Genomic DNA, 18357 nt, shown 5'->3' with positions numbered 1-18357 from the left:
GCCCACTTGCCGGGCCAAAATAACTGGGCTGTAACGAGGATGGATATGACGGAGATCAATCGGTGAACGCACCAGCCCGCCTCGACACGACCCCGCGCCTTGAGGACTTTCCGTTTCGCCTCAGCGACAACGTCCGGTTCGGCGACCTAGACCCGAACCAGCACGTCAACAACGCGGTCTATGCCACATATTTCGAGACCGGCCGTGTCACGCTGATGAAGCTTCCCGAATACGGGCTGACCCCGCCGGGGCTCGCCTGGATCATGGTGCGGCTCGACATGCATTTTCGCGCCGAGCTGCACTGGCCCGGCTCGATCGAGCTCGGCCTCGGCGTGGTCAAGCTCGGGCGAACGTCGGTGACATTCGAGCAGGTCGTGTTCTCGAACGGCACGTGCATTGCGTCGGCGACGTCGGTCGGCGTTCTGCTCGACGAGGCGACGCGCCGACCGGCGCCGCTGACCGCAGAGGTGATCGAGAAGCTCAGACCCTGGCACAAGCGCGGCATCGAGGTCGCGCCGCCGAGCATTTAGAGCATGATCCGGAAAAGTGTGTAGCGGTTTTCCGAAAAGATCATGCTCAAACAATAACCTAAAGCGCGATGACGATTCATCCTAATCGCATCGCGCTTTAGTCGACTTGGACAGTCTGCTTGGAGACGGATCAGGCCTGGCGCTCGGGCGTCGCCACGACGAGGCCGTCGAGCTCGTCGGAGACCTTGATCTGGCAAGACAGGCGCGAATTCGGGCGCACGTCGAAGCCGAAGTCGAGCATGTCCTCTTCCATCGGCGTCGGGCTGCCGACCTTCTCGCGCCAGGCTTCGTCGACATAGACATGGCAGGTTGCGCAGGCGCAGGCGCCGCCGCATTCGGCCTCGATGCCGGGAATGCTGTTGCGGATCGCAGCTTCCATCACGGTTGCGCCGTTCTCGATTTCCACCGTGCGGGTTTCGCCCTTGTGGTCGACAAAGTGAATCTTGGCCATGTGTGCTCGTGCTGCCGCGGTGCTTTGAATGAAGGAGGGTCCCGCTGTCCTATAACGGGTCGGTCAGCCCGGCGCCATAGCGTTTTGAAGCCAAATGATTCCCGCTTTGCGGGAAGAAAACGCGTCAAAACAAGCGACTAGAACCCAGCTCCGGCCGCATCGGCTCAACGCTTCAGCATCGCCGCGATGGCAGCGCGGGCCTCGGCCACCGCCTCTTTCAGCGCGGCGAAGGCGTGGGGCCGGCCATGGCCGGTCCGGATCGCAGTCTCCAGGCTGGCAGCGGCATCAGCGACCGCAAAGGCGCCGATCCCGCGCGCCGAGCCCTTGAGCTTGTGCGCAAGCGTGCCGGTCTCGGCCGGCAATGCGGTCATCGCCGCGAGCAGACGGGCCGCCTGCTCCGCGAACATGGCCAGCACTTCCTGCTCCAGCTCAGCGTCGCCGAGCGTCATTCGAGAGAGGTGATCGAGGTCGAGCGGGCTGTCGATGGGCGCAAGCGGGGGCGAAGGCATCCAGTCCATCCCTTGCAGTTCAGGCGTCATGGCGCAGGCCCCGGCTTCGCGCGACGGCCGCCGGTCCGGCGGTCAGATTCCCCTCACCCAAGCATGGAAATGGTTAACGAAATGTTTGGGGGATTTGACGCAGATCCGCCGGTTTATTGACGAAAAGTTGCCGCAATTGGCCGAGTCTGGTTGAGAATTGCGTTGATTGCTAAGGCGTTACGGCGCGATCCTGTTAACGATGATTAAGAATGTCTTAATTGCGGGCATTTCATTCGCGACGCTCTGCCAATAGGATGTTGCAGAAATTGGCGGACAAGCCGTCCGGGTGGGGACGGCTCGGAGATCCGCGCAAGCGGCATGATCCGGTCTGTGGGCTTGCGTCGCGCGCAGGGCTCGCGGGGGGACGCGTACAAGTAACGAGGGCTCGGACTGAACATGGCGAACACTCCGAAAAAGGTCAAAGACCCTACAGAAGTTGCGCTTTCTGCAATCCAGGAAGCTCTGAACATCAGCGACACCGCGGCCGATACCAGCCGCAACGCCGCAATGCGCAACGAAACGGCGCCCCCGGTGCCGCCGGCCGCGCCTCCGGTCTTCGACGAGCCGAGCTTCGAGCCGCGCCCCGCCGCCAACGAGCGCTCGACCGTGTTCGACCCGGTCGAGGAGCCGCGCACCGCGCGCCGCGCCGCCAACGACGATCGCGAGACCATCGGCCAGTTGCTCCAGGCGCTGCAGAAGGGCCGCCCTGCCCGCAGCGTCTACACCTTCGCCACCATCTTCGCCGGCATCTGGCTCGCCGCCTGCGCCGCGCTGACCGTCGGCTTCCTGCCCTCGATCCAGGCCGCCATGGGCCAGAGCGGCGGCGTGCTCGTGATCGCTGGCCTTGTCGCGATGTTCTTCGCGCCGGTCATGCTGTTCTACTTCCTCGCGAGCCTCGTCTGGCGCGGCCAGGAAATGCGCATGATCGCGCAGGCGATGGCGCAGGTTGCGATCCGCTTCTCCGAGCCGGAAGGCTCGGCCTCCGATTCCATGGTCACCGTCGGCCAGGCCATCCGCCGCGAGGTCGCGGCGATGGGCGACGGCATCGAGCGTGCGATCGCGCGCGCCGGTGAGCTCGAGACGCTGGTCGCCAATGAGGTCGCCGCGCTCGAACGCGCCTATTCCGACAACGAGGTGCGCATCCGCGCTTTGCTCCAGGACATCGCGCATCAGCGCGACAACCTGGTCGGCCAGGCCGAGCAGGTTCGCAGCGCCATTTCCGGCGTGCAGATCGACCTGCGCCACGACATCGCGCTGATCTCGGACGCGATCGCCTCCCGCGTCGACGAGGTCGCCAAGTCCATCACCGGCGCTCTGGAAGAGCGCGGCGCCCACATCACCCAGGCGCTGAGCAATGCCGGCGACAACATGATCCTGGCGCTCGGCGAGCGCGGCGGCGACCTGCTCGACCGTCTCGAGGAGGCCAGCAACGAGACCACGCGCGCCGTGCTCGACGCCAGCGAGCGGCTGACCACCAGCCTCAATTTCAAGACCGGCCATGTCCACGACGAGTTCGTCGACCTCGCCGACCGCGTCCACGAGATGCTGAACGAGCGCATCGACCGCATCACCGGCGAGTTCGAGCAGCGTTCCGCCGCGATCGTCGACGGCATCTCCGAGCGTACCGAGCAGGTGCACGATTCCTTGAAGAACTCGTCGGACTCGCTGCTGCTCGAGCTCGAGCTGCGGTCCAACGACATCTCCGCCAAGATCGACGACGCCGGCAATCGCCTCGCCGGCCAGATCATGACGAGCGGTGACAAGGCCAGCGAGGCGCTCGACGCCACCGTCAACGCCCTGGTCGCCAAGGTCGTCAGCCAGACCGAGACCGCGCACGATTCGCTGTCGCTGCAGATGAGCGCGTTCGACGAGCTGGTGAGGAACCAGGGCACCGAGCTGGTCGAGAAGTTCGCCCGCGATTCCGGCACGCTGGGCGCGCTGATCACCCGCCACATCTCCGAGTTCGACCGCACCGTGAAGACCTTCGGCGGCGAGATCGTCGAGCGCATGGGCCAGCGCACGCAGGACATCGCCGAGACGCTGAAGACCTATGTCGACGATTTCGACACCCGCTTCACGTCGAACGGCGGCCAGATCACGGCGGTGCTCGACCAGCGCCTCGTGCAGTTCGAGACCACGATCGGCGAACGCGTCGGCAATATCGACGCCTCGCTGAACGGCAAGATCGCCAGCCTCGACGGCACCATCCAAGGCCACATCAGGACCTTCGACGAGCAGCTCGTCGGCCGCGTCGCCGCGCTCGAGCTGTCGTTCGACAGCCGCGCGAAGTCGATGACCGAGACCATCGACGGACGCATCAACACGCTGGCGACGTCGCTGAGCGACGGTGCCGCGCAGGCGATCCAGTCTATCGACTCCCGCCTCACCTACCTCACGACGTCGCTGACCGGCGGGGCGTCGCAGGCCATCGAAACAATCGATGCACGGCTCAATCACCTCACGAGCTCGCTTACCGACGGTGCCTCGCAGGCCATTGAAACCATCGATGCGCGCCTCAACCACCTCACGAGCTCGCTGACCGACGGCGCATCGCAGACCATCCAGTCGATCGACACCCGCCTGACCCACCTCACGACCACGCTCACGGGTGGCGCGACGCAGGCGCTCGAATCCATCGACTCCCGCCTCACCTACCTGACCACCGCCGTGACCAACGGCGCATCGCAGGCCGTGCAGTCGATCGACACGCGCCTGACGCTGCTGACCTCGACGCTCACCGACGGCACCGCGCAGGCGATCGAGGCGGTCGACCGCCGCATCACCGGCGTCACCGAGATCATCGACGGCCGCAGCACGCATCTGACCGACACGGTCACGGCACGCTTCCAGGAGATCCAGCAGGCCATCGAGACCAAGGTCGGCTCGGTCGCCAGCGACATCGACGTGCGCGTGGCTCAGTTCGAGGACCTGCTCGGCTCCCGCGTCGAGGCCGTCGCCGGCCGCATCGAAAGCAGCGGACGTCAGGCCAGCGAGGACATGATGTCCCGCGCCGAGATGATCTCGACCGCAATCCGCTCGCATGTCGAGGACGCCGAGCGCTCGCTCACCAACCTCGTCGTCAACACCAGCGAGACCATCCAGACCGGCGCGCGCACCGCCCAGCAGTCGCTGCTGACGGTCTCCTCCGATGTCAACGCCCAGCTCAAGATGACCTCCGCCGAGGTCGAGCAGGCGCTGACCGCGGTCGGCACGGGTGCGGCGAACTCGATCCTGACCAGCGCGCGCGAAGCGCAGTCGACGCTGGTCGCGGCCTCGGGCGAAGCCTCCACCCAGATCAAGGGGCTCGCGGCCGACGTCGAGCGCACGCTGTCGGCGGCGGGCTCCGCCACCGCAGCCTCGATCCTGGCCGGCGCCCGCGAGGTGCAGACCACCCTCGTCACCGCGTCCTCGGATGCGGCGAGCCAGGTCAAGACGCTCACCGCCGACGTGCAGCGCTCGCTATCGATGGCCGGCACCGCCACGGCGGAGTCGATCACCGCCGGCGCCCGCGATGCGCAGAGCACGCTGATCGCGGCCTCGACCGAGACCGCAAACCAGATCAAGGCGCTGTCCTCGGACGTGCAGCGCTCGCTGACGATGGCGGGCACCTCGACGGCCGAGACCATCATGAGCGGCGCCCGCGAGGCCCAGAGCACGCTGGTGACGGCGTCCTCGGACGCGGCGAGCCAGGTCAAGTCGCTCGCGGCCGAAGTGCATCGCTCGCTCTCTCAGGTCGGCCAGACCACCGCCGAGACGATCACCACCAGCGCCCGCGACGCCCAGAGCACCCTTCTTGCTGTCTCCGCAGAACAAACCGGCCAGGTCCGTTCGCTCGCGGCCGAGATGCAGCGCGCGCTGGCGACAGCCGGCGGCGCCACCATCGAGGCGCTCACCAGCGGCGTGCGCGAGGCCCAGGGCACGCTGATCTCCGCCTCGACCGATGCGGCGGGCCAGATCAAGTCGCTGACGACGGACATCGAGCGCACGCTGACCGCGGTCGGCGCCGACACCGCCTCGACCATCCTCAACAGCGCGCGTGAAGCCCAGATCTCGCTGACCTCTACCTCGGCCGACGCCGCGAGCCAGATCCGCACGATCTCGACCGAGATCGAGCGTACGCTGAGCGCGGCCGCCGCCAACGCGACCAACGATATCCAGACCAGCGCGCTCAACGCCCAGAACGCGCTGATCTCCGCCTCCAACGAGGCGAGCTCGCGCGTCAAGTCGAGCTCGGCCGACGTCGAGCGCTCGGTGCTCGCCGCCAGCTCCAGCTTCGGTCAGGCCATGACCGGCAAGACCGACGAGATCGTCACCTACGTGCAGCAGCAGGCCGACCGCCTGTCGAACATGATCGACGCCAAGCGCGGCGCACTGGTCGACGCGATCGGCTCGAAGACCAGCCAGCTCACGCTCGACATCGACCGCGTCACCTCCGACGCGCTGAAGTCGATCGAGACGCGCGGCCAGGCCTTCTCGCAGACCATGATGGGCAACGGCTCGGAAGTCGCCCGCACCATCAACGCGGCGAGCGAGGTCGCCACCAGCGCCGTCGGCAAGTCGCTCAAGGACCTCGAGCAGGCCTCGCGTTCCGCGATCGACCAGTCGCGCCAGGTCTCGATCGCGGCCGTGACGGAGATGCAGGAGACCAGCAAGATCCTGCGCACCGACACGGTCGCCCTGTTCGAGCGCCTGCGCGAAGGCAACATCCTGCTCCAGGAGGTGCTGACCGGTGCGCACGACAACCTCAACTCGCTCGAGCGGGCGCTGGTGACCCGCGTCGCCGACTTTGTCTCGGCGATGAACGACGTCACCTCGCGCAACGGCGCGGCGACGCAGAACCTGGAAGAGCAGCTCAACGTCTTCAACAGCAAGACCACGAAGGCGCTGCAGGATCTCGGCGAGCTGTCGACCCAGTTCGACAAGCATGGCCAGGCGCTGGTCGAGGCCGCGCAGGTCGTCGAGCAGAGCAACAAGAACACCACTGCCTCGCTCGCCGAACGCAAGCAGGCACTGGAATCGCTCGTCACCACGATCGACCTGCGCACGGCCGATCTCGACCAGCGGCTGTCGCGCTTCACCGGCCTGCTCGATGAATCGCTTGCCGCGGCCGAAGAGCGCGCCCGCGACATCGCCCGCGTCGTCGCCGAGACCGCCGGCGCAGGCTCGGCCGCGATCACCCGCCAGTTCGAGGCGGTGCGCGCGGCGTCCGAAGAGGAGCACCGGCAGACCATCGAGGCCATGCACGACATCTACCGCCAGACCACGGACGAGGCGGATACGATGTTCAAGCAGTCGACCGAGAAGTTCACCAACCTCGTCGCCAGCATGAAGCAGATGGCTTTGGAGATGCACAACGAGCTCGAAGCCACCCGCAACGAGCTGCGCCGCGGCGTACTCGAGATGCCGCAGGAGGCCGCCGAGAGCACGGCGCAGATGCGCAAGGTGATCGTCGACCAGATCGAGGCGCTCGCCGAGCTCAACCGTATCGTGGCCCAGCACGGCCGCGGGCTCGACGTCACCACGGCGGGCCGCGCCACCGTGCAACGCCAGGAAGAGCCGGTGCTGGCGGCCGTCGGCAGCCGGGCTCCCGAGACCCGCATGCGCGACATCGGCAGCGCCTCGACGCTGCCGCCGCCGGACCTCGGCATGCCGGCCGCGCGCCGCACCGAAGCGCCGCCGGTCGCACCCGGCGGCAACGACCAGGGCCGTGACGGCTGGCTGTCGGACCTGCTCAACCGCACCGACGCCAATCAGGGCGCACCGGCCGGTCAGGCTCCCCGCGGCCGCGCGGCACCCGCGCCGCAGCCGCAGGCGCCGCAGGCCAGCAGCAATCCGCTGGAATCGCTGTCACTCGACATCGGCCGGCTGATGGACCGCAACCTCGCCGCCGAGATGTGGGACCGCTACCAGCGCGGCGAGAACAAGGCCTTCACCAAGCGCCTGTACACGCCCGCCGGCCAGAAGGCCTTCGACGAGGTCGCCCGCAAGTACCGCGCCGACCGCAACTTCAAGGGCACGGTCGACCGCTACGTCGCCGAGTTCGAGCGCCTGCTCGACGAAGTCGCCCGCGACGGCCGCGGCCCGCAGGAGCTGCGCAGCCACCTGATCTCGGAGACGGGCCTGGTCTACACCCTGCTCGCGCACGCGGCGGGCCGGCTGGGGTGAGCGGAAGCTCGCCAATGGCGAATAGCGAATAGCGAATGAAAACGGAGCCCTCGCGGGCTCCGTTTTTGTTTGGGATCGATCCGTGAGGAAGGCTGTATACGCTACTCGCTATTCGCCACTCCCCATTCGCGCTTTCCTACCGCCTAACGCCTCGGCGCTGTCGCAGGCTTCGGCGGCTCGGGCGGCGGGGCGGGCTGCGACGAGTTGCTGGCGCCGAACAGGACGCGGGTCGGGTTGCGGTCGAAATTGTTCACGGCGCGGCTAATGTCGCCGAGGGTGCGGCGGCCGTCGGCCATCAGAGCGCCCGAGCGCTTGTCGAAATCTTCGGCTAGCTCGCGGATCGACTTCACCGCCTGGAACAGCTCGCCGCCATCCTTGCCGCCGGCCAGCGTGTTGAGGCCGAGCATGAGATTGTCGGCCTTGAGCATGACGCCGTCGACCTTGGCCATCACGGCGTCGATCTTTTCGGAATTGCGCGCCAGCGAGTGGGTAAAGGTCTCGAGGTTCTTCAGCGAGTTCTTCACCGATTCCTGATTGTCGGCGACGATCTTGTTGACGTTCTGCAGCGTGGCGCGGATCGCCTCGGTGACATCCTGGAGCTTGTTGGGGTCGGCCGTGAGCGTCGGGATGCCGTCCTGGTCGAGCGGCGGAGCCGGCGCGGCCTCCTCGCCGCCCTTCAGCGAGATCGCCGCAACGCCGGTGAGACCCTGGAATTCGAGGCCGACCAGGGTGTCCTTGCGTATCGGGGCGTTATTCTCGATCATGGCGAGTGCGACAACCCGCCGCGGGTTGTCCAGCTTCACCGAGACCACCTCGCCCACCCTGATACCGTTGAAATTGACGCTGCCGCCGTTGCGCAGGCCCGCCGCCGGGCCCTCGAACACGACGCGCAGGGGGCTGCGCTGCTTGGTGGTGTGCAGCGACTGAAACCACAGCACGAAGCCGATCGCGGCGGCGATCACCGCCAGCGTGAACGAGCCGATCAAAATGTAGTTCGCCCGCGTTTCCATCAGGTGCTCCGGCTACTCAACCCAGCTCTCAACCCATGACCGCGCGGGCGCGCTTGCCATGAAAATACTGCCTCAGCCAGGGATGCTGCGAGGCCTGCATGTCGGCGATCGACCCTGCCGCAATGATCTTACCGTTCCCTAAAACGGCGATGCGGTCACATGCTGTGTATAGGCTGTCGAGGTCGTGGGTTACCATGAAAACCGTCAGCCCCAAAGTGCGCTGGAGCGTCCGGACCAGCTCGTCGAAGTCGCCGGCGCCGATCGGGTCGAGGCCCGACGTCGGCTCGTCCAGGAAGACGAGGTCGGGATCGAGCGACAGCGCACGCGCCAGCGCCACGCGCTTGATCATGCCTCCGGAGAGCTCGGACGGGAAACGCTCGGCGACCTCGGGCTTGAGGCCGACCATGGTGAGCTTGGCCATGGTGATCTCGTCCATCAGCCGCTGCGAGACGCGCAGATATTCGCGCATCGGAAACTGGATGTTCTGCCGCACGGTCAGCGATGAGAACAGCGCGCCCTGCTGGAACAGGACGCCCCAGCGCCGCTCGACGTCGCGCCGCTGCGACGCGCTCGATGAATCGAGGTCAACGCCGAACACTTCGATGGAGCCCGCGACCTTCGGCACCAGGCCGATGATGGTGCGCGTCAGCACCGACTTGCCCGCGCCCGAGGGGCCGACAAATCCCAAAATCTCGCCGCGCTTGACGTCGAGGTTGAGCCCGTCCAGCACGCGCGTTGAGCCAAACTGCACGGTGATGCCGCGGACGCGGATGATCGGGTCCTGGATCTCGCTTTGAGTTTCTCTTGCCATCGTCACATCCCGATCGAGGCGAAGAAGATGGCGAAGATGCCGTCCATGACGATGACGAAGAAGATGCCCTTCACCACCGACGCGGTGGTGTGCTGACCCAGCGATTCCGCGCTGCCCTGCACGGCGAGCCCTTCGACGCAGGCGACGATGCCGATCACGGCGGCCATCACCGGCGCCTTGACGATGCCGACGATGAAATGGTCGATCGAGATGGCGTCGCGCAGGCGCAGCAGGAAGGCCTCGGGCTGGACGCCGCCATAGAGCCAGGCCACCAGACCGCCGCCATAGAGCGCGGCCATGGCGCCGAGGAATGCGAGGATCGGCAGCGCCAGCACCAGCGCCATCATGCGCGGCAGCACCAGGACCTCGATCGGATCGAACCCCATGGTGCGCAGCGCGTCGATCTCCTCGCGCATCTTCATCGAGCCGAGCTCGGCGGTGTAGGCGCTGCCCGAACGGCCCGCGACCATGATCGCGACCAGGAGCACGCCGATCTCGCGCAGCACCAGCACCCCGAGCATGTCGACCACGAAGATGTCGGCGCCGAAGCGGCGGAAATGGAAGATGCCTTGCTGCGCGATGATGCAGCCGATCAGGAAGGTGATCAGCACGATGATCGGCACCGCGCGCCAGCAGACCTGCTCCATGTGGTGCACGGTCGAGGTCAGGCGGAACGAGCGCGGATGGATCAGGACGCGAAACCACGCCGCGAGCACGGCGCCCAGCATGTCGACGAGGCCCGCCACCGTGCCGGCGACGCCGGCCACGGCCCGTCCGATCTGCTCCAGCATGCCGGAGATGGTGATCGGGTCGCTGTCGACCATGGCCGTCGCCCTGACCCGCCGCACCTCGTCCACGAGGCTGGAATAATTGGCGGAGAGGCCCGCGATCTGGGCCTCGACGGGTCCCTTGGTCAGGCTGCGGCGCAGCCGCTCGATCAGCCAGGCGCCGAACGTGTCGAGCTTGGCGACCTCGGAGACGTCGATGAAGATGCTTTGCGGGGTGTCTGCAAGCTTCTCGGCATCGGCGACCATCCGCTCCAGGACCGGCGCAAAGCTCGCGGTCCAGGTGCCGGTGGCGCACAGTGCCAGGGCGTTGCCCTTGGCAATCCGTTCCAGCTTCGGATCGCCACTCATGTCCGCTCCCGTGCCGGGGCGGAGAAAATCAGATGATTGCGCACGCGCCCTTACCCAGAGAAGGTATCCCCAAGGGTTAATGTTAGTTGCTAGAGGTAACTAGCAGGTTCAGATTTCGCCAGAGTTCAAAATGACTTCCATGAAATTTGCAGCTCTGGCGACGCGAATCGAGCGCTTCCCGATCGCCGGCAGCTTTACCATCAGCCGGGGCGCCAAAACCGAGGCCGTCACGGTCGTGGCGGAGGTCAGCCGGGGCGGCCTGACCGGACGCGGCGAGTGCGTGCCCTATCCCCGCTACGGCGAGACGCCGGAGGCGACGCTGGCTGCGATCCAGGCCATGCAGGAGGCCGTCGCGGGCGGGCTGACGCGAGAGACCCTCCAGGCCGCAATGCCATCAGGTGCGGCCCGCAACGCCCTGGATTGCGCCCTGATGGACCTTGAGGCCAAGGCGGCGGGCTTGCGCGCCTGGAACCTGCTGGGCCGCCCGGCCCCGGAAGAGCGCACCACGGCTTACACGATCTCGTTAGCGACCCCCGAGGCCATGGCCGCCGCGACCGCCAAAGCGGCGCACCGTCCGCTGCTCAAGATCAAGCTCGGCGGCGACGGCGATCCGGAGCGCATCGCGGCCGTGCGCAAGGCCGCCCCTGAGGCCGAGCTGATCGTCGATGCCAACGAGGCATGGACCGAGGCCGATCTGGAGGCCAATCTCGCCGCCTGCGCCGCTTCGGGCGTCACCCTGGTGGAGCAGCCGCTGCCGGCAGGCCGCGACGAAGCGCTGGCGCGGATCAGGCGCCCGCTCGCCGTCTGCGCCGACGAGAGCGTGCATGACCGCTCTTCGCTTGCGCCCTTGCGCGAACGCTACGACGCCGTAAACATCAAGCTCGACAAGACCGGCGGCCTCACCGAGGCGCTGGCCATGGCCGATGCTGCCCGGGCGCTCGGCTTCGAGATCATGATCGGCTGCATGGTCGCGACCTCGCTGTCGATGGCGCCTGCAATGCTGGTGACGCCGCAGGCGCGCTTCGTCGATCTCGACGGCCCCTTGCTGCTGGCGCGCGACCGCGACCACGGCCTGCGTTATGACGGCAGCCTGGTCTACCCGCCGGACGCTTCGCTCTGGGGCTGAGCCGTGAGGCGATGCCGCGCCGACCAGATCAGAATGGCACCGGCAGCGGCCATCGCCGCCATGACGTAATAGACATTGTCGCCGATGCGGGCGTAGATCACGCCTGATGCGATCGACGTCGCCGCCCCCAGGAGCCCGTTGCAGGCGGCGTAATAGCCCTGCCCGCGCGCGATCTGATGCGAAGACACGCGCTGCGCCAAAAGGTTCATGGTGCCGACGATGGTCAGGCCGAAGCTGAAGCCGTGGCCGAGCTGGGCGATCGCGAGCAGCACGAGCGGCGGCTCGCTCGCGGTGACGATCCAGCGCAGCACGGCGATCACGCCGCCGATGGCTATCAGCGTGGACGGCTGCAGCGAGAAGCGCGGCGACAGCGCGAACACGACGATCTCTGCCACGATGCCCAGCGTCCACAGCACCGCGATGGTCAGCCCGCTGATGCCTTGCAGCTGCCAGTTGATGGCCGAGAAGGTGTAGAAAGCGATGTGACTACTTTGGATCAGCGCCGCCGACGCGATCACGGCCCAGAAGGTTGCATCGCGCAGCAGCGGCTTGCCGGCGTGCCGCTCCGGCGTCCTGTGCCTGAGATCGTCGAGCGGCTGCAGCAGCAGGCTGGCTGCGACCGCGACGACGGCCCAGGCCACGATGACCCAGATCAGGTCGCGCGGAGCAATGATGTCGACGAGATAGCCGCAGGCGAGCGAGCCGGCGGCAAACGCCGCCGACCCCCACAGTCGCAGGGGTCCGTAATCGAGCCCGTAGCGGGCGACACCGCGCAGCGCATAGGCATCGGTCAGCGGCATCGTCGGCGTCCACATCGTGCAGGTCAGCGCGTAGACCAGGAACAGCGCCAGCGGCTGCTGCTGCAGGCCGACCATCGTAAATCCGATCGCGGTGGCCAGCGCCGACACCATGATGGCGGCGCGAATGGCCTGCCGCTTTTCGGCAAAGGCGGTCACTTGCGGCAGCGTGGTGAAGCGCGTGATCGCCGGCAGCGCGGCGATGATGCCGATCCAGACAGCGTCGATGCCGATCGCCTTCAGCCAGACCGGGAAGAACGGCACATGCGTGCCCAGGACCGCAAAGAAGGCCGAATAGAACACGGCGAGGCTCACGGCGAATCGCCGCTTCGTCGCTGCCGCGATGGGGATTTGTGATTCGGACTGCATCAAACCAATTGCGATTCGGTCGATATCGTGGTGATCGTTACAGTAACGCGCACTGATTTGCGCGACGAGATTGTCATGGCCAACGAAGCATTCGCCCTCTCGCCAATGTCTGCCCGCGCGGCCGCGCCGAACGAGCAGGATTACGACGCGATCCGCGAAGCCTTCATGGAGACCGCGCGCGGCCGCTGGTTCCTCGGCGAATATGCCAAGCGCAACCGCAATGCCGACACGCGCATGGTGCTGGATGCGGTTGCCAAAATCGAGGAAACCCTTGCGGCACAGCGGCAACCGGTCGTCGAAGACCGCCTGCCCGAGGCGCTGGTCGATATCCGCCGCGCCATCCGCGAGGCCGAGACGATCGCGCTCGCCGCGTTCGATCCCGGCGCGATCGAGGCGAGTCTCGCGCCGATCCCGCGCGGGGTACGCATCATCAAGGAGATCTCCTGGCGCTGGCGCGAGATCGGCGCCGACGGGCGAATCTGCGACCTCATTGATTCGCAGCTGGCCTCGATCGAGGCCGCCTGCGGGCAGATCTCGACCCTCGATCCCCGGATCGAGCTCAAGGCTGCGTTCGATCTGCTGAAGGATCGAGTCGAGCAGCTCGACGGCGACGCAACGCCGCAGGCCGCGCCTGCTCCGGCGCAGGAGGCGCCGTCATCAGTCGCAGCAGCCTCGCCCGTCGAGTCGGCGGCGATGGCGGGCGATGCATCCGTGGCTTTTACGGAGACACGCGAAGAGATCGCGGCAGCTCCGGAACTCGATGCGGCCGTCGAAGCAGCGGCCGTCGCTGAAACCTCCGCCATGGCCGAGCAGGCCATGGACGCGGCTGCCGCACAGGGGATCGCGGCCGAAAGCCAGATCCCTTCCGAAAGCGCGGCGCTCGAAAGCGGCGCGCCTAATGATGCCGAGCTCGAAGCCGTCGCGTTTGAAGAGCCGGCCGCTCAGCCGGAGGTCTTGACGGAAGCAAGCGAGGAGTTCTCGCTCGACGCCGCAGCCGAGGCCGAGGACGAAGCCATCCTCGAGGCCATCGCGATGGAGATGGCCGCGCCCGATCCCGAGTTTGACGAGATCATCGAGCCGGTGGAGATGGCAGCCGCGACGCCGGAGCCGGCGCTCTCGGATGTCGTGGCGCCTATTGCCACCGAACAGCCGGAGCCGGTCGCAGCCGAGCCTGTCCTCGCAGCCATCGCCGAAGAGCCCGCCGCGGACGCGCCGATCGCGCTGGACTCGCTCGCGCGCCTCACCGACGCCATCGCGGAAGCCGCCGCCGAAGTGATGGAGCAGCAGGCACCGGCCATGGCGGCCGCAGCATCAATGGCGGCAGCCCCGACCGCGACGCTGCCGATGCCCTCGCCCCTGCCCGCGTCCATGTCCGCGTCCATGTCCGACGCCTCGCTCGGCGCCACCATCCTCGCCAGCGGCATCTTGCAAAAACCCCGCGCACCGGCCAACGACCCGCTCGCCCCGATCCGCCGCATGACCCAGGCCGAGAAGATCGCGTTCTTTTCGTAAGGGGCGCGCACTCCCCCCACACCGTCATTGCGAGCGCAGCGAAGCGATCCAGGCTGTCTCCGCGGAGGATTCTGGATTGCTTCGCTGCGCTCGCAACGACGACGGTCGATCTTGGACCTCACGCCCATGTCCCCCACCGAAGATACCCTCACTCTCTGGCGGCCCGTCGGTCCAAAAGAGCTGGAGTTGATCCAGCAATCCGGCATGGGCGCGTTTCCGCCGCGCCTGCCCGACCAGCCGATCTTCTATCCGGTGCTGACCGAAGACTACGCCATCAAGATCGCGCGGGACTGGAATGTCCCGGCGAGCGGATCGGGCTTCGTGACCCGTTTTGCAGTCAAGCGCAGCTTCATCGAAAAATACGATGCGCAGGAAGCGGGCGGACGCTCACATCTGGAGTATTGGATTCCGGCCGAGGACCTCGATGCGTTCAATGCCGCAATCGTCGGCTTGATCGAGGTTGTCCGCAGCTTTCCCTGACTGTCAGCGCCTCACCCGCAATTCCAGATCGGACCGATCGGCGTGCGCGTCCAGCACGGGCCATAGCTGCCGCCGTTGTAGCGGCCGCCGTTGAATCCGGGGCGACCGAAATAGTGCCACTCGCCGTCCCAGCGATAATATTGTGGAACCGGGTCGATGTACCAATGGCGCCGGTCGGCGCGCGACAGGCGGCGCATGGCGTCTTTCTGCTTGTAGAGCGGGATGCTGTTGCTGAGCGGCTGCCGATAGCCCGGCAGAAAGCCGTAGCCCTTCCAGACCGGCTTGGGGCGCTTTTGCACGGGCTCGGCCGGTGCCACAGCCGGCAGCAGCGACGGGACGACAGCAACGAAGAGACACAGAAGGCGAGACATGAATCGACGATAGACAGGCGGATGCGAGAAGGCCACTCAAATTCGAGTGCGAGGCGTTTCGTCCCAGCAAACGCCAGTAAGACGACTAGCCGATCTTGTGCGCACATGCGCTTCAACGCCGTCCAGGACATGATCGAGCGAACTCTCGGCCGTATCGAGCACCAAGTGCTCCCGATCCCACGGCTCGTAAGTCAGGCTCACGACGTCATCCCAGGTTGGGACCCTGTGACCGTCAATGTCAGGCAGCCGGTTTTCCACGCGCTGCCGGTGCAACGCCGGTTCGCTGCAAATCACTTCAATCTCGACGATGCCTGCGCCGGTTCGCAAGGTAGTCTGCCGCCATCCGGCGCGGCTTGCCAGCACGGGATTGACGCAGTCCGCGATGACGATGCGCCCGAGCTTGAGGTTTTCGGCGGCGAGCGTGTTGGCAACGGCATAGCCGGCTGCGCCGACGATGAAACCTGCGTCCCGCAATGGCTGCTCGATCGCATCGATACGGAGATAGGTTGCCGCCAGCCTGGCGGTGAGTTCGCGAGCGATCGTCGTCTTACCGGTACCTGGAAGGCCGCCGAACACGATCAGTGAGGATGCTTCATGATATTCCTAACCGATCACGCCCTTCCTGATCAGGAAGCAGCCATAGCCCCTGCTGTCACCGACCTGCACGACGCCAAAGCCTGCCGCTGCCGCGCGATAAAAATCGGGACGCGCGAGCTTGCCGGGCGTGACCGGCCGGCCAGCCGCACGTGCGATCTCCGCGAGCACGGCGCGCTGCACCTCGGGCACGCGGTCGGGATCGTCGACCGGCATCATCACACGCACCGGATCGGGATCGAAATCGTCGAGCGGATAGACCGACATGATGGCCCGGATGGCAGTTTCCATCGTCATGCCCGGCAATTGGATCAGGCGCTGCGATGAGGTGCTCTGCGCGATCCGGGTGGCGGGGTGATTGGCGTCGACGAACACGAGGTCGTCGCCATGGCCCATCGCGGCGAGCAGCCAGAGCAAATCGGGGGTGAGGATCGGATCGATCGATTTCAGCATGTGGCGGACGTCCTCCCAATCGATCGCCAACCATAGCAGGTTCCGAGCGTGATTCAGATCACGGAGGCCAGCATGGTGACAGGGATCACGGACCGCAAGGGTCGAACGCGGCCAAGCTTGCGCGCAACCAATCTCGCATCGAGATGAGTGCCAAAGGAGCACGCCATGTTCCGCCTAAAGCCCTTTTTCATGACGGCGAGCCTGCTGGGAAGCCTGTTCGGCTTCGCCTGCGGGCCCGTTTCCGCGCAAGTCGCCCCCGTGCAGCCTGCCCCCACCGCGCTGCAAGGCCCGGAGCAGCGGGTGGCGCTGGTGATCGGCAATGCCAACTACCAGAACGCGCCGCAGCTTGCGAATCCCGACGATGACGCCCAGTCGATGGCGCAGTTCCTGAACTCCGCCGGGTTCGAAGTGGTCGCCGCGACCGACTTGACCCAGAACGACATGCTCCGCGTCGTCCAGGACTTCTCCGCCAAGGTCGCCTCGCGCGGTCCGAACACGGTGGCGATGGTCTATTACGCCGGACACGGCGTGCAGCTCGCCGGCGAGAACTATCTCGTTCCGGTCGACGCCAAGGTTTCCAGCCCGACCGAGCTGGTCAACAATTCGCTGCGCCTCGTCGACGTGATGTCGACGCTGGAGACGATCCCGAGCCGCATGCGCATCGTCATCCTCGATGCCTGCCGCAACAACCCTTTCCCTGAAATCAACGACGCCGGCCGTGGCTTGGCAATCGTCGATGCGCCGAACGGCTCGATCGTCGGCTACTCGACCGCGCCAGGTGCCGAGGCGCTCGACGGCACCAATGGCCACAGCCCGTACACACAGGCGTTCCTGAACGTCGCGCGCGAGCCCAACGTGCCGATCGAGCAGCTGTTCAAGCGCGTGCGCCTGCAGGTCAACCAGACCACCAGCGGCGCGCAGATTCCGTGGGAGAGCTCGTCATTGACGAGCGACTTCACCTTCTTCGGTGACACCGCCGTTGCCGCCAACCGCGCGCCGGTGAAGGCGCCGGTCGTGCAGATGGCCTCCAATTTGCCGAGCCGCTCCACCCGCCAGGCCTATGACTACGTCGTGTCCGAGGGCCGGCCGGAGTACTATCAGGAGTTCATCCGGATGTACCCGCACGACCCGCTGTGCGACCACATCCGCTGGCTGCTCAACAACATCCTGATCTCGCAGGCCTGGCACAAGGCGGTGCTCGCCAACTCGCCGCTCGCCTACAAGAGCTTCTATGACAGCTACGGCAACAGTCCCTATGCGCAGGTCGCGCTGAAGCTGCAGGTGCAGCCGAAGCAGATCCCCCTGATGCAGGCGACCAAGTTCCTGGCGCCGCAGACCATTGCTCCGACGATCAAGATCGGCAATCTCGGCCAGCCCAAATACATGCCGCTGATGCAGCAGGGCAATGGCGCGCAGGTGAACGGCAATCTGCCGGTCGTGCAGAAGCCGCTCGACGGCAATGTCGTCGGCAAGCTCGGCAATGGCGGCCAGATCGTCACCCTGCCTGCCGGCAACAACCAGCCGAACCCGCAGAACGGCACGCCGCCGCAGACCCCGAGCAAGATCGTCACGCTGCCTGCGCCGACCAACACGGTCAACGGCAAGGTCGGCATCGGCAAGATCGTGACCCTGCCTGCGACCAGCACCATGCCGAATGGCGGCACCATCAAGCCGGGCAAGATCGTGACCATGCCGGTGAATGTCGGCAAGGGTGGCCCGAACATCGAGTCGAAGCCGGTCAACGTGCAGACTCCGAACCGCCCGATCCGGCTCAACAACGGCAACACCGGCATCGTCAAGCTCAACAATAACCCGGTGAAGAAGGTGCAGGTGCAGACCAACGTGCAGAACACCCGCCCGCAGCTCAACACGATGCCGAGCCGCATGGTCAGCAGCAACAACAACTTCCGGCAGTCGATGAACCAAGCGCCGAGCATGAACAATGGCGGCAACCGTCGCGGCGGTTTCACGCACTGATTGCGGCGAGCGAGACGACAAAGGGGCAGAGCGGAA

At 66.2% G+C, this 18357-nt stretch carries 15 protein-coding genes; 6 read left to right on the top strand and 9 right to left on the bottom strand.

The window, feature by feature from the left end:
- Positions 1–62 precede the first annotated feature (62 nt).
- Positions 63–530, top strand: coding sequence for a thioesterase family protein (locus I6F09_RS26250; RefSeq protein WP_036030229.1), 468 nt, complete (start codon positions 63–65; stop codon positions 528–530).
- Positions 531–660: 130 nt separating this feature from the next.
- Here the strand turns inward: I6F09_RS26250 and I6F09_RS26245 are convergent, their stop codons facing one another.
- Positions 661–981, bottom strand: a complete 321-nt coding sequence (locus I6F09_RS26245) for a 2Fe-2S iron-sulfur cluster-binding protein (RefSeq protein WP_008143731.1) — start codon at positions 979–981, stop codon at positions 661–663.
- 164 nt (positions 982–1145) lie between these two features.
- Entirely contained in the window at positions 1146–1520 is a 375-nt protein-coding gene (locus I6F09_RS26240; protein WP_085969292.1) for an Hpt domain-containing protein, read from the bottom strand.
- A 396-nt stretch (positions 1521–1916) separates the two neighbouring features.
- Here I6F09_RS26240 and I6F09_RS26235 point away from each other — a divergent pair, with 396 nt between their 5' ends.
- Positions 1917–7685, top strand: coding sequence for an apolipoprotein A1/A4/E family protein (locus I6F09_RS26235; RefSeq protein WP_225189412.1), 5769 nt, complete (start codon positions 1917–1919; stop codon positions 7683–7685).
- 143 nt (positions 7686–7828) lie between these two features.
- Here I6F09_RS26235 and I6F09_RS26230 read toward each other — a convergent pair whose 3' ends face one another.
- The 3 genes from I6F09_RS26230 to I6F09_RS26220 are packed head-to-tail and all read right to left on the bottom strand — an operon-like array spanning position 7829 to position 10642.
- Positions 7829–8695, bottom strand: coding sequence for an MlaD family protein (locus tag I6F09_RS26230; protein ID WP_225189411.1), 867 nt, complete (start codon positions 8693–8695; stop codon positions 7829–7831).
- Positions 8696–8723: 28 nt separating this feature from the next.
- A complete protein-coding gene (locus I6F09_RS26225; protein ID WP_225189410.1) occupies positions 8724–9506 on the bottom strand; it encodes an ABC transporter ATP-binding protein in 783 nt (260 codons plus the stop codon).
- 2 nt (positions 9507–9508) lie between these two features.
- Positions 9509–10642: an ABC transporter permease gene (locus I6F09_RS26220; RefSeq protein WP_036015553.1), complete on the bottom strand. Its 1134-nt coding sequence runs from the start codon at positions 10640–10642 to the stop codon at positions 9509–9511.
- 130 nt (positions 10643–10772) lie between these two features.
- Between I6F09_RS26220 and dgcA the strand changes: the two genes are divergently transcribed.
- Positions 10773–11768, top strand: a complete 996-nt coding sequence (gene dgcA, locus I6F09_RS26215; protein ID WP_225189409.1) for an N-acetyl-D-Glu racemase DgcA — start codon at positions 10773–10775, stop codon at positions 11766–11768.
- On the opposite strand, the gene I6F09_RS26210 is transcribed toward dgcA, so the two are convergent.
- Positions 11738–12934: an MFS transporter gene (locus I6F09_RS26210; RefSeq protein WP_225189408.1), complete on the bottom strand. Its 1197-nt coding sequence runs from the start codon at positions 12932–12934 to the stop codon at positions 11738–11740. The two genes, dgcA and I6F09_RS26210, sit on opposite strands and share 31 nt — an antisense overlap.
- A 75-nt stretch (positions 12935–13009) precedes the next feature.
- Between I6F09_RS26210 and I6F09_RS26205 the strand changes: the two genes are divergently transcribed.
- Both I6F09_RS26205 and I6F09_RS26200 read left to right on the top strand, forming a co-directional pair.
- Positions 13010–14446 (top strand): hypothetical protein, encoded by a 1437-nt coding sequence (locus I6F09_RS26205; protein ID WP_225189407.1) that lies wholly within the window; start codon positions 13010–13012, stop codon positions 14444–14446.
- Between the two features lie 126 nt (positions 14447–14572).
- Positions 14573–14926 (top strand): ADP-ribosylation/crystallin J1, encoded by a 354-nt coding sequence (locus I6F09_RS26200; protein ID WP_109145717.1) that lies wholly within the window; start codon positions 14573–14575, stop codon positions 14924–14926.
- 11 nt (positions 14927–14937) lie between these two features.
- On the opposite strand, the gene I6F09_RS26195 is transcribed toward I6F09_RS26200, so the two are convergent.
- From I6F09_RS26195 to I6F09_RS26185, 3 genes are read right to left on the bottom strand one after another with little or no spacing between them, the layout of a single operon-like run.
- A complete protein-coding gene (locus I6F09_RS26195; RefSeq protein WP_225189406.1) occupies positions 14938–15297 on the bottom strand; it encodes a hypothetical protein in 360 nt (119 codons plus the stop codon).
- Between the two features lie 36 nt (positions 15298–15333).
- Positions 15334–15873, bottom strand: coding sequence for an AAA family ATPase (locus tag I6F09_RS26190; RefSeq protein WP_225189405.1), 540 nt, complete (start codon positions 15871–15873; stop codon positions 15334–15336).
- Between the two features lie 27 nt (positions 15874–15900).
- The gene (locus tag I6F09_RS26185; RefSeq protein ID WP_036015548.1) at positions 15901–16344 is read right to left on the bottom strand and encodes an RbsD/FucU domain-containing protein; all 444 of its coding nucleotides are present in this window, start codon (positions 16342–16344) and stop codon (positions 15901–15903) included.
- A 165-nt stretch (positions 16345–16509) separates the two neighbouring features.
- On the opposite strand from I6F09_RS26185, the gene I6F09_RS26180 reads away from it, so the two are divergent.
- Entirely contained in the window at positions 16510–18321 is a 1812-nt protein-coding gene (locus tag I6F09_RS26180; RefSeq protein ID WP_225189404.1) for a caspase family protein, read from the top strand.
- Positions 18322–18357 lie beyond the last annotated feature (36 nt).

Source organism: Bradyrhizobium sp. IC3195, from assembly GCF_020193585.1.
GTDB classification, from domain to species: Bacteria; Pseudomonadota; Alphaproteobacteria; order Rhizobiales; family Xanthobacteraceae; genus Bradyrhizobium; species Bradyrhizobium yuanmingense.
This window is presented reverse-complemented; position numbering and strand designations above follow the sequence as displayed.

Bases quoted from the DNA above. Each gene is read 5' to 3' on its own strand.
- I6F09_RS26210 (WP_225189408.1), bottom strand. From the start codon at position 12,934: ATGCAGTCCGAATCACAAATCCCCATCGCGGCAGCGACGAAGCGGCGA.
- I6F09_RS26220 (WP_036015553.1), bottom strand. From the start codon at position 10,642: ATGAGTGGCGATCCGAAGCTGGAACGGATTGCCAAGGGCAACGCCCTG.
- I6F09_RS26185 (WP_036015548.1), bottom strand. From the start codon at position 16,344: ATGCTGAAATCGATCGATCCGATCCTCACCCCCGATTTGCTCTGGCTG.
- I6F09_RS26230 (WP_225189411.1), bottom strand. From the start codon at position 8,695: ATGGAAACGCGGGCGAACTACATTTTGATCGGCTCGTTCACGCTGGCG.
- I6F09_RS26180 (WP_225189404.1), top strand. From the start codon at position 16,510: ATGTTCCGCCTAAAGCCCTTTTTCATGACGGCGAGCCTGCTGGGAAGC.
- I6F09_RS26195 (WP_225189406.1), bottom strand. From the start codon at position 15,297: ATGTCTCGCCTTCTGTGTCTCTTCGTTGCTGTCGTCCCGTCGCTGCTG.
- I6F09_RS26225 (WP_225189410.1), bottom strand. From the start codon at position 9,506: ATGGCAAGAGAAACTCAAAGCGAGATCCAGGACCCGATCATCCGCGTC.
- dgcA (WP_225189409.1), top strand. From the start codon at position 10,773: ATGACTTCCATGAAATTTGCAGCTCTGGCGACGCGAATCGAGCGCTTC.
- I6F09_RS26205 (WP_225189407.1), top strand. From the start codon at position 13,010: ATGGCCAACGAAGCATTCGCCCTCTCGCCAATGTCTGCCCGCGCGGCC.
- I6F09_RS26245 (WP_008143731.1), bottom strand. From the start codon at position 981: ATGGCCAAGATTCACTTTGTCGACCACAAGGGCGAAACCCGCACGGTG.
- I6F09_RS26235 (WP_225189412.1), top strand. From the start codon at position 1,917: ATGGCGAACACTCCGAAAAAGGTCAAAGACCCTACAGAAGTTGCGCTT.
- I6F09_RS26200 (WP_109145717.1), top strand. From the start codon at position 14,573: ATGTCCCCCACCGAAGATACCCTCACTCTCTGGCGGCCCGTCGGTCCA.
- I6F09_RS26240 (WP_085969292.1), bottom strand. From the start codon at position 1,520: ATGACGCCTGAACTGCAAGGGATGGACTGGATGCCTTCGCCCCCGCTT.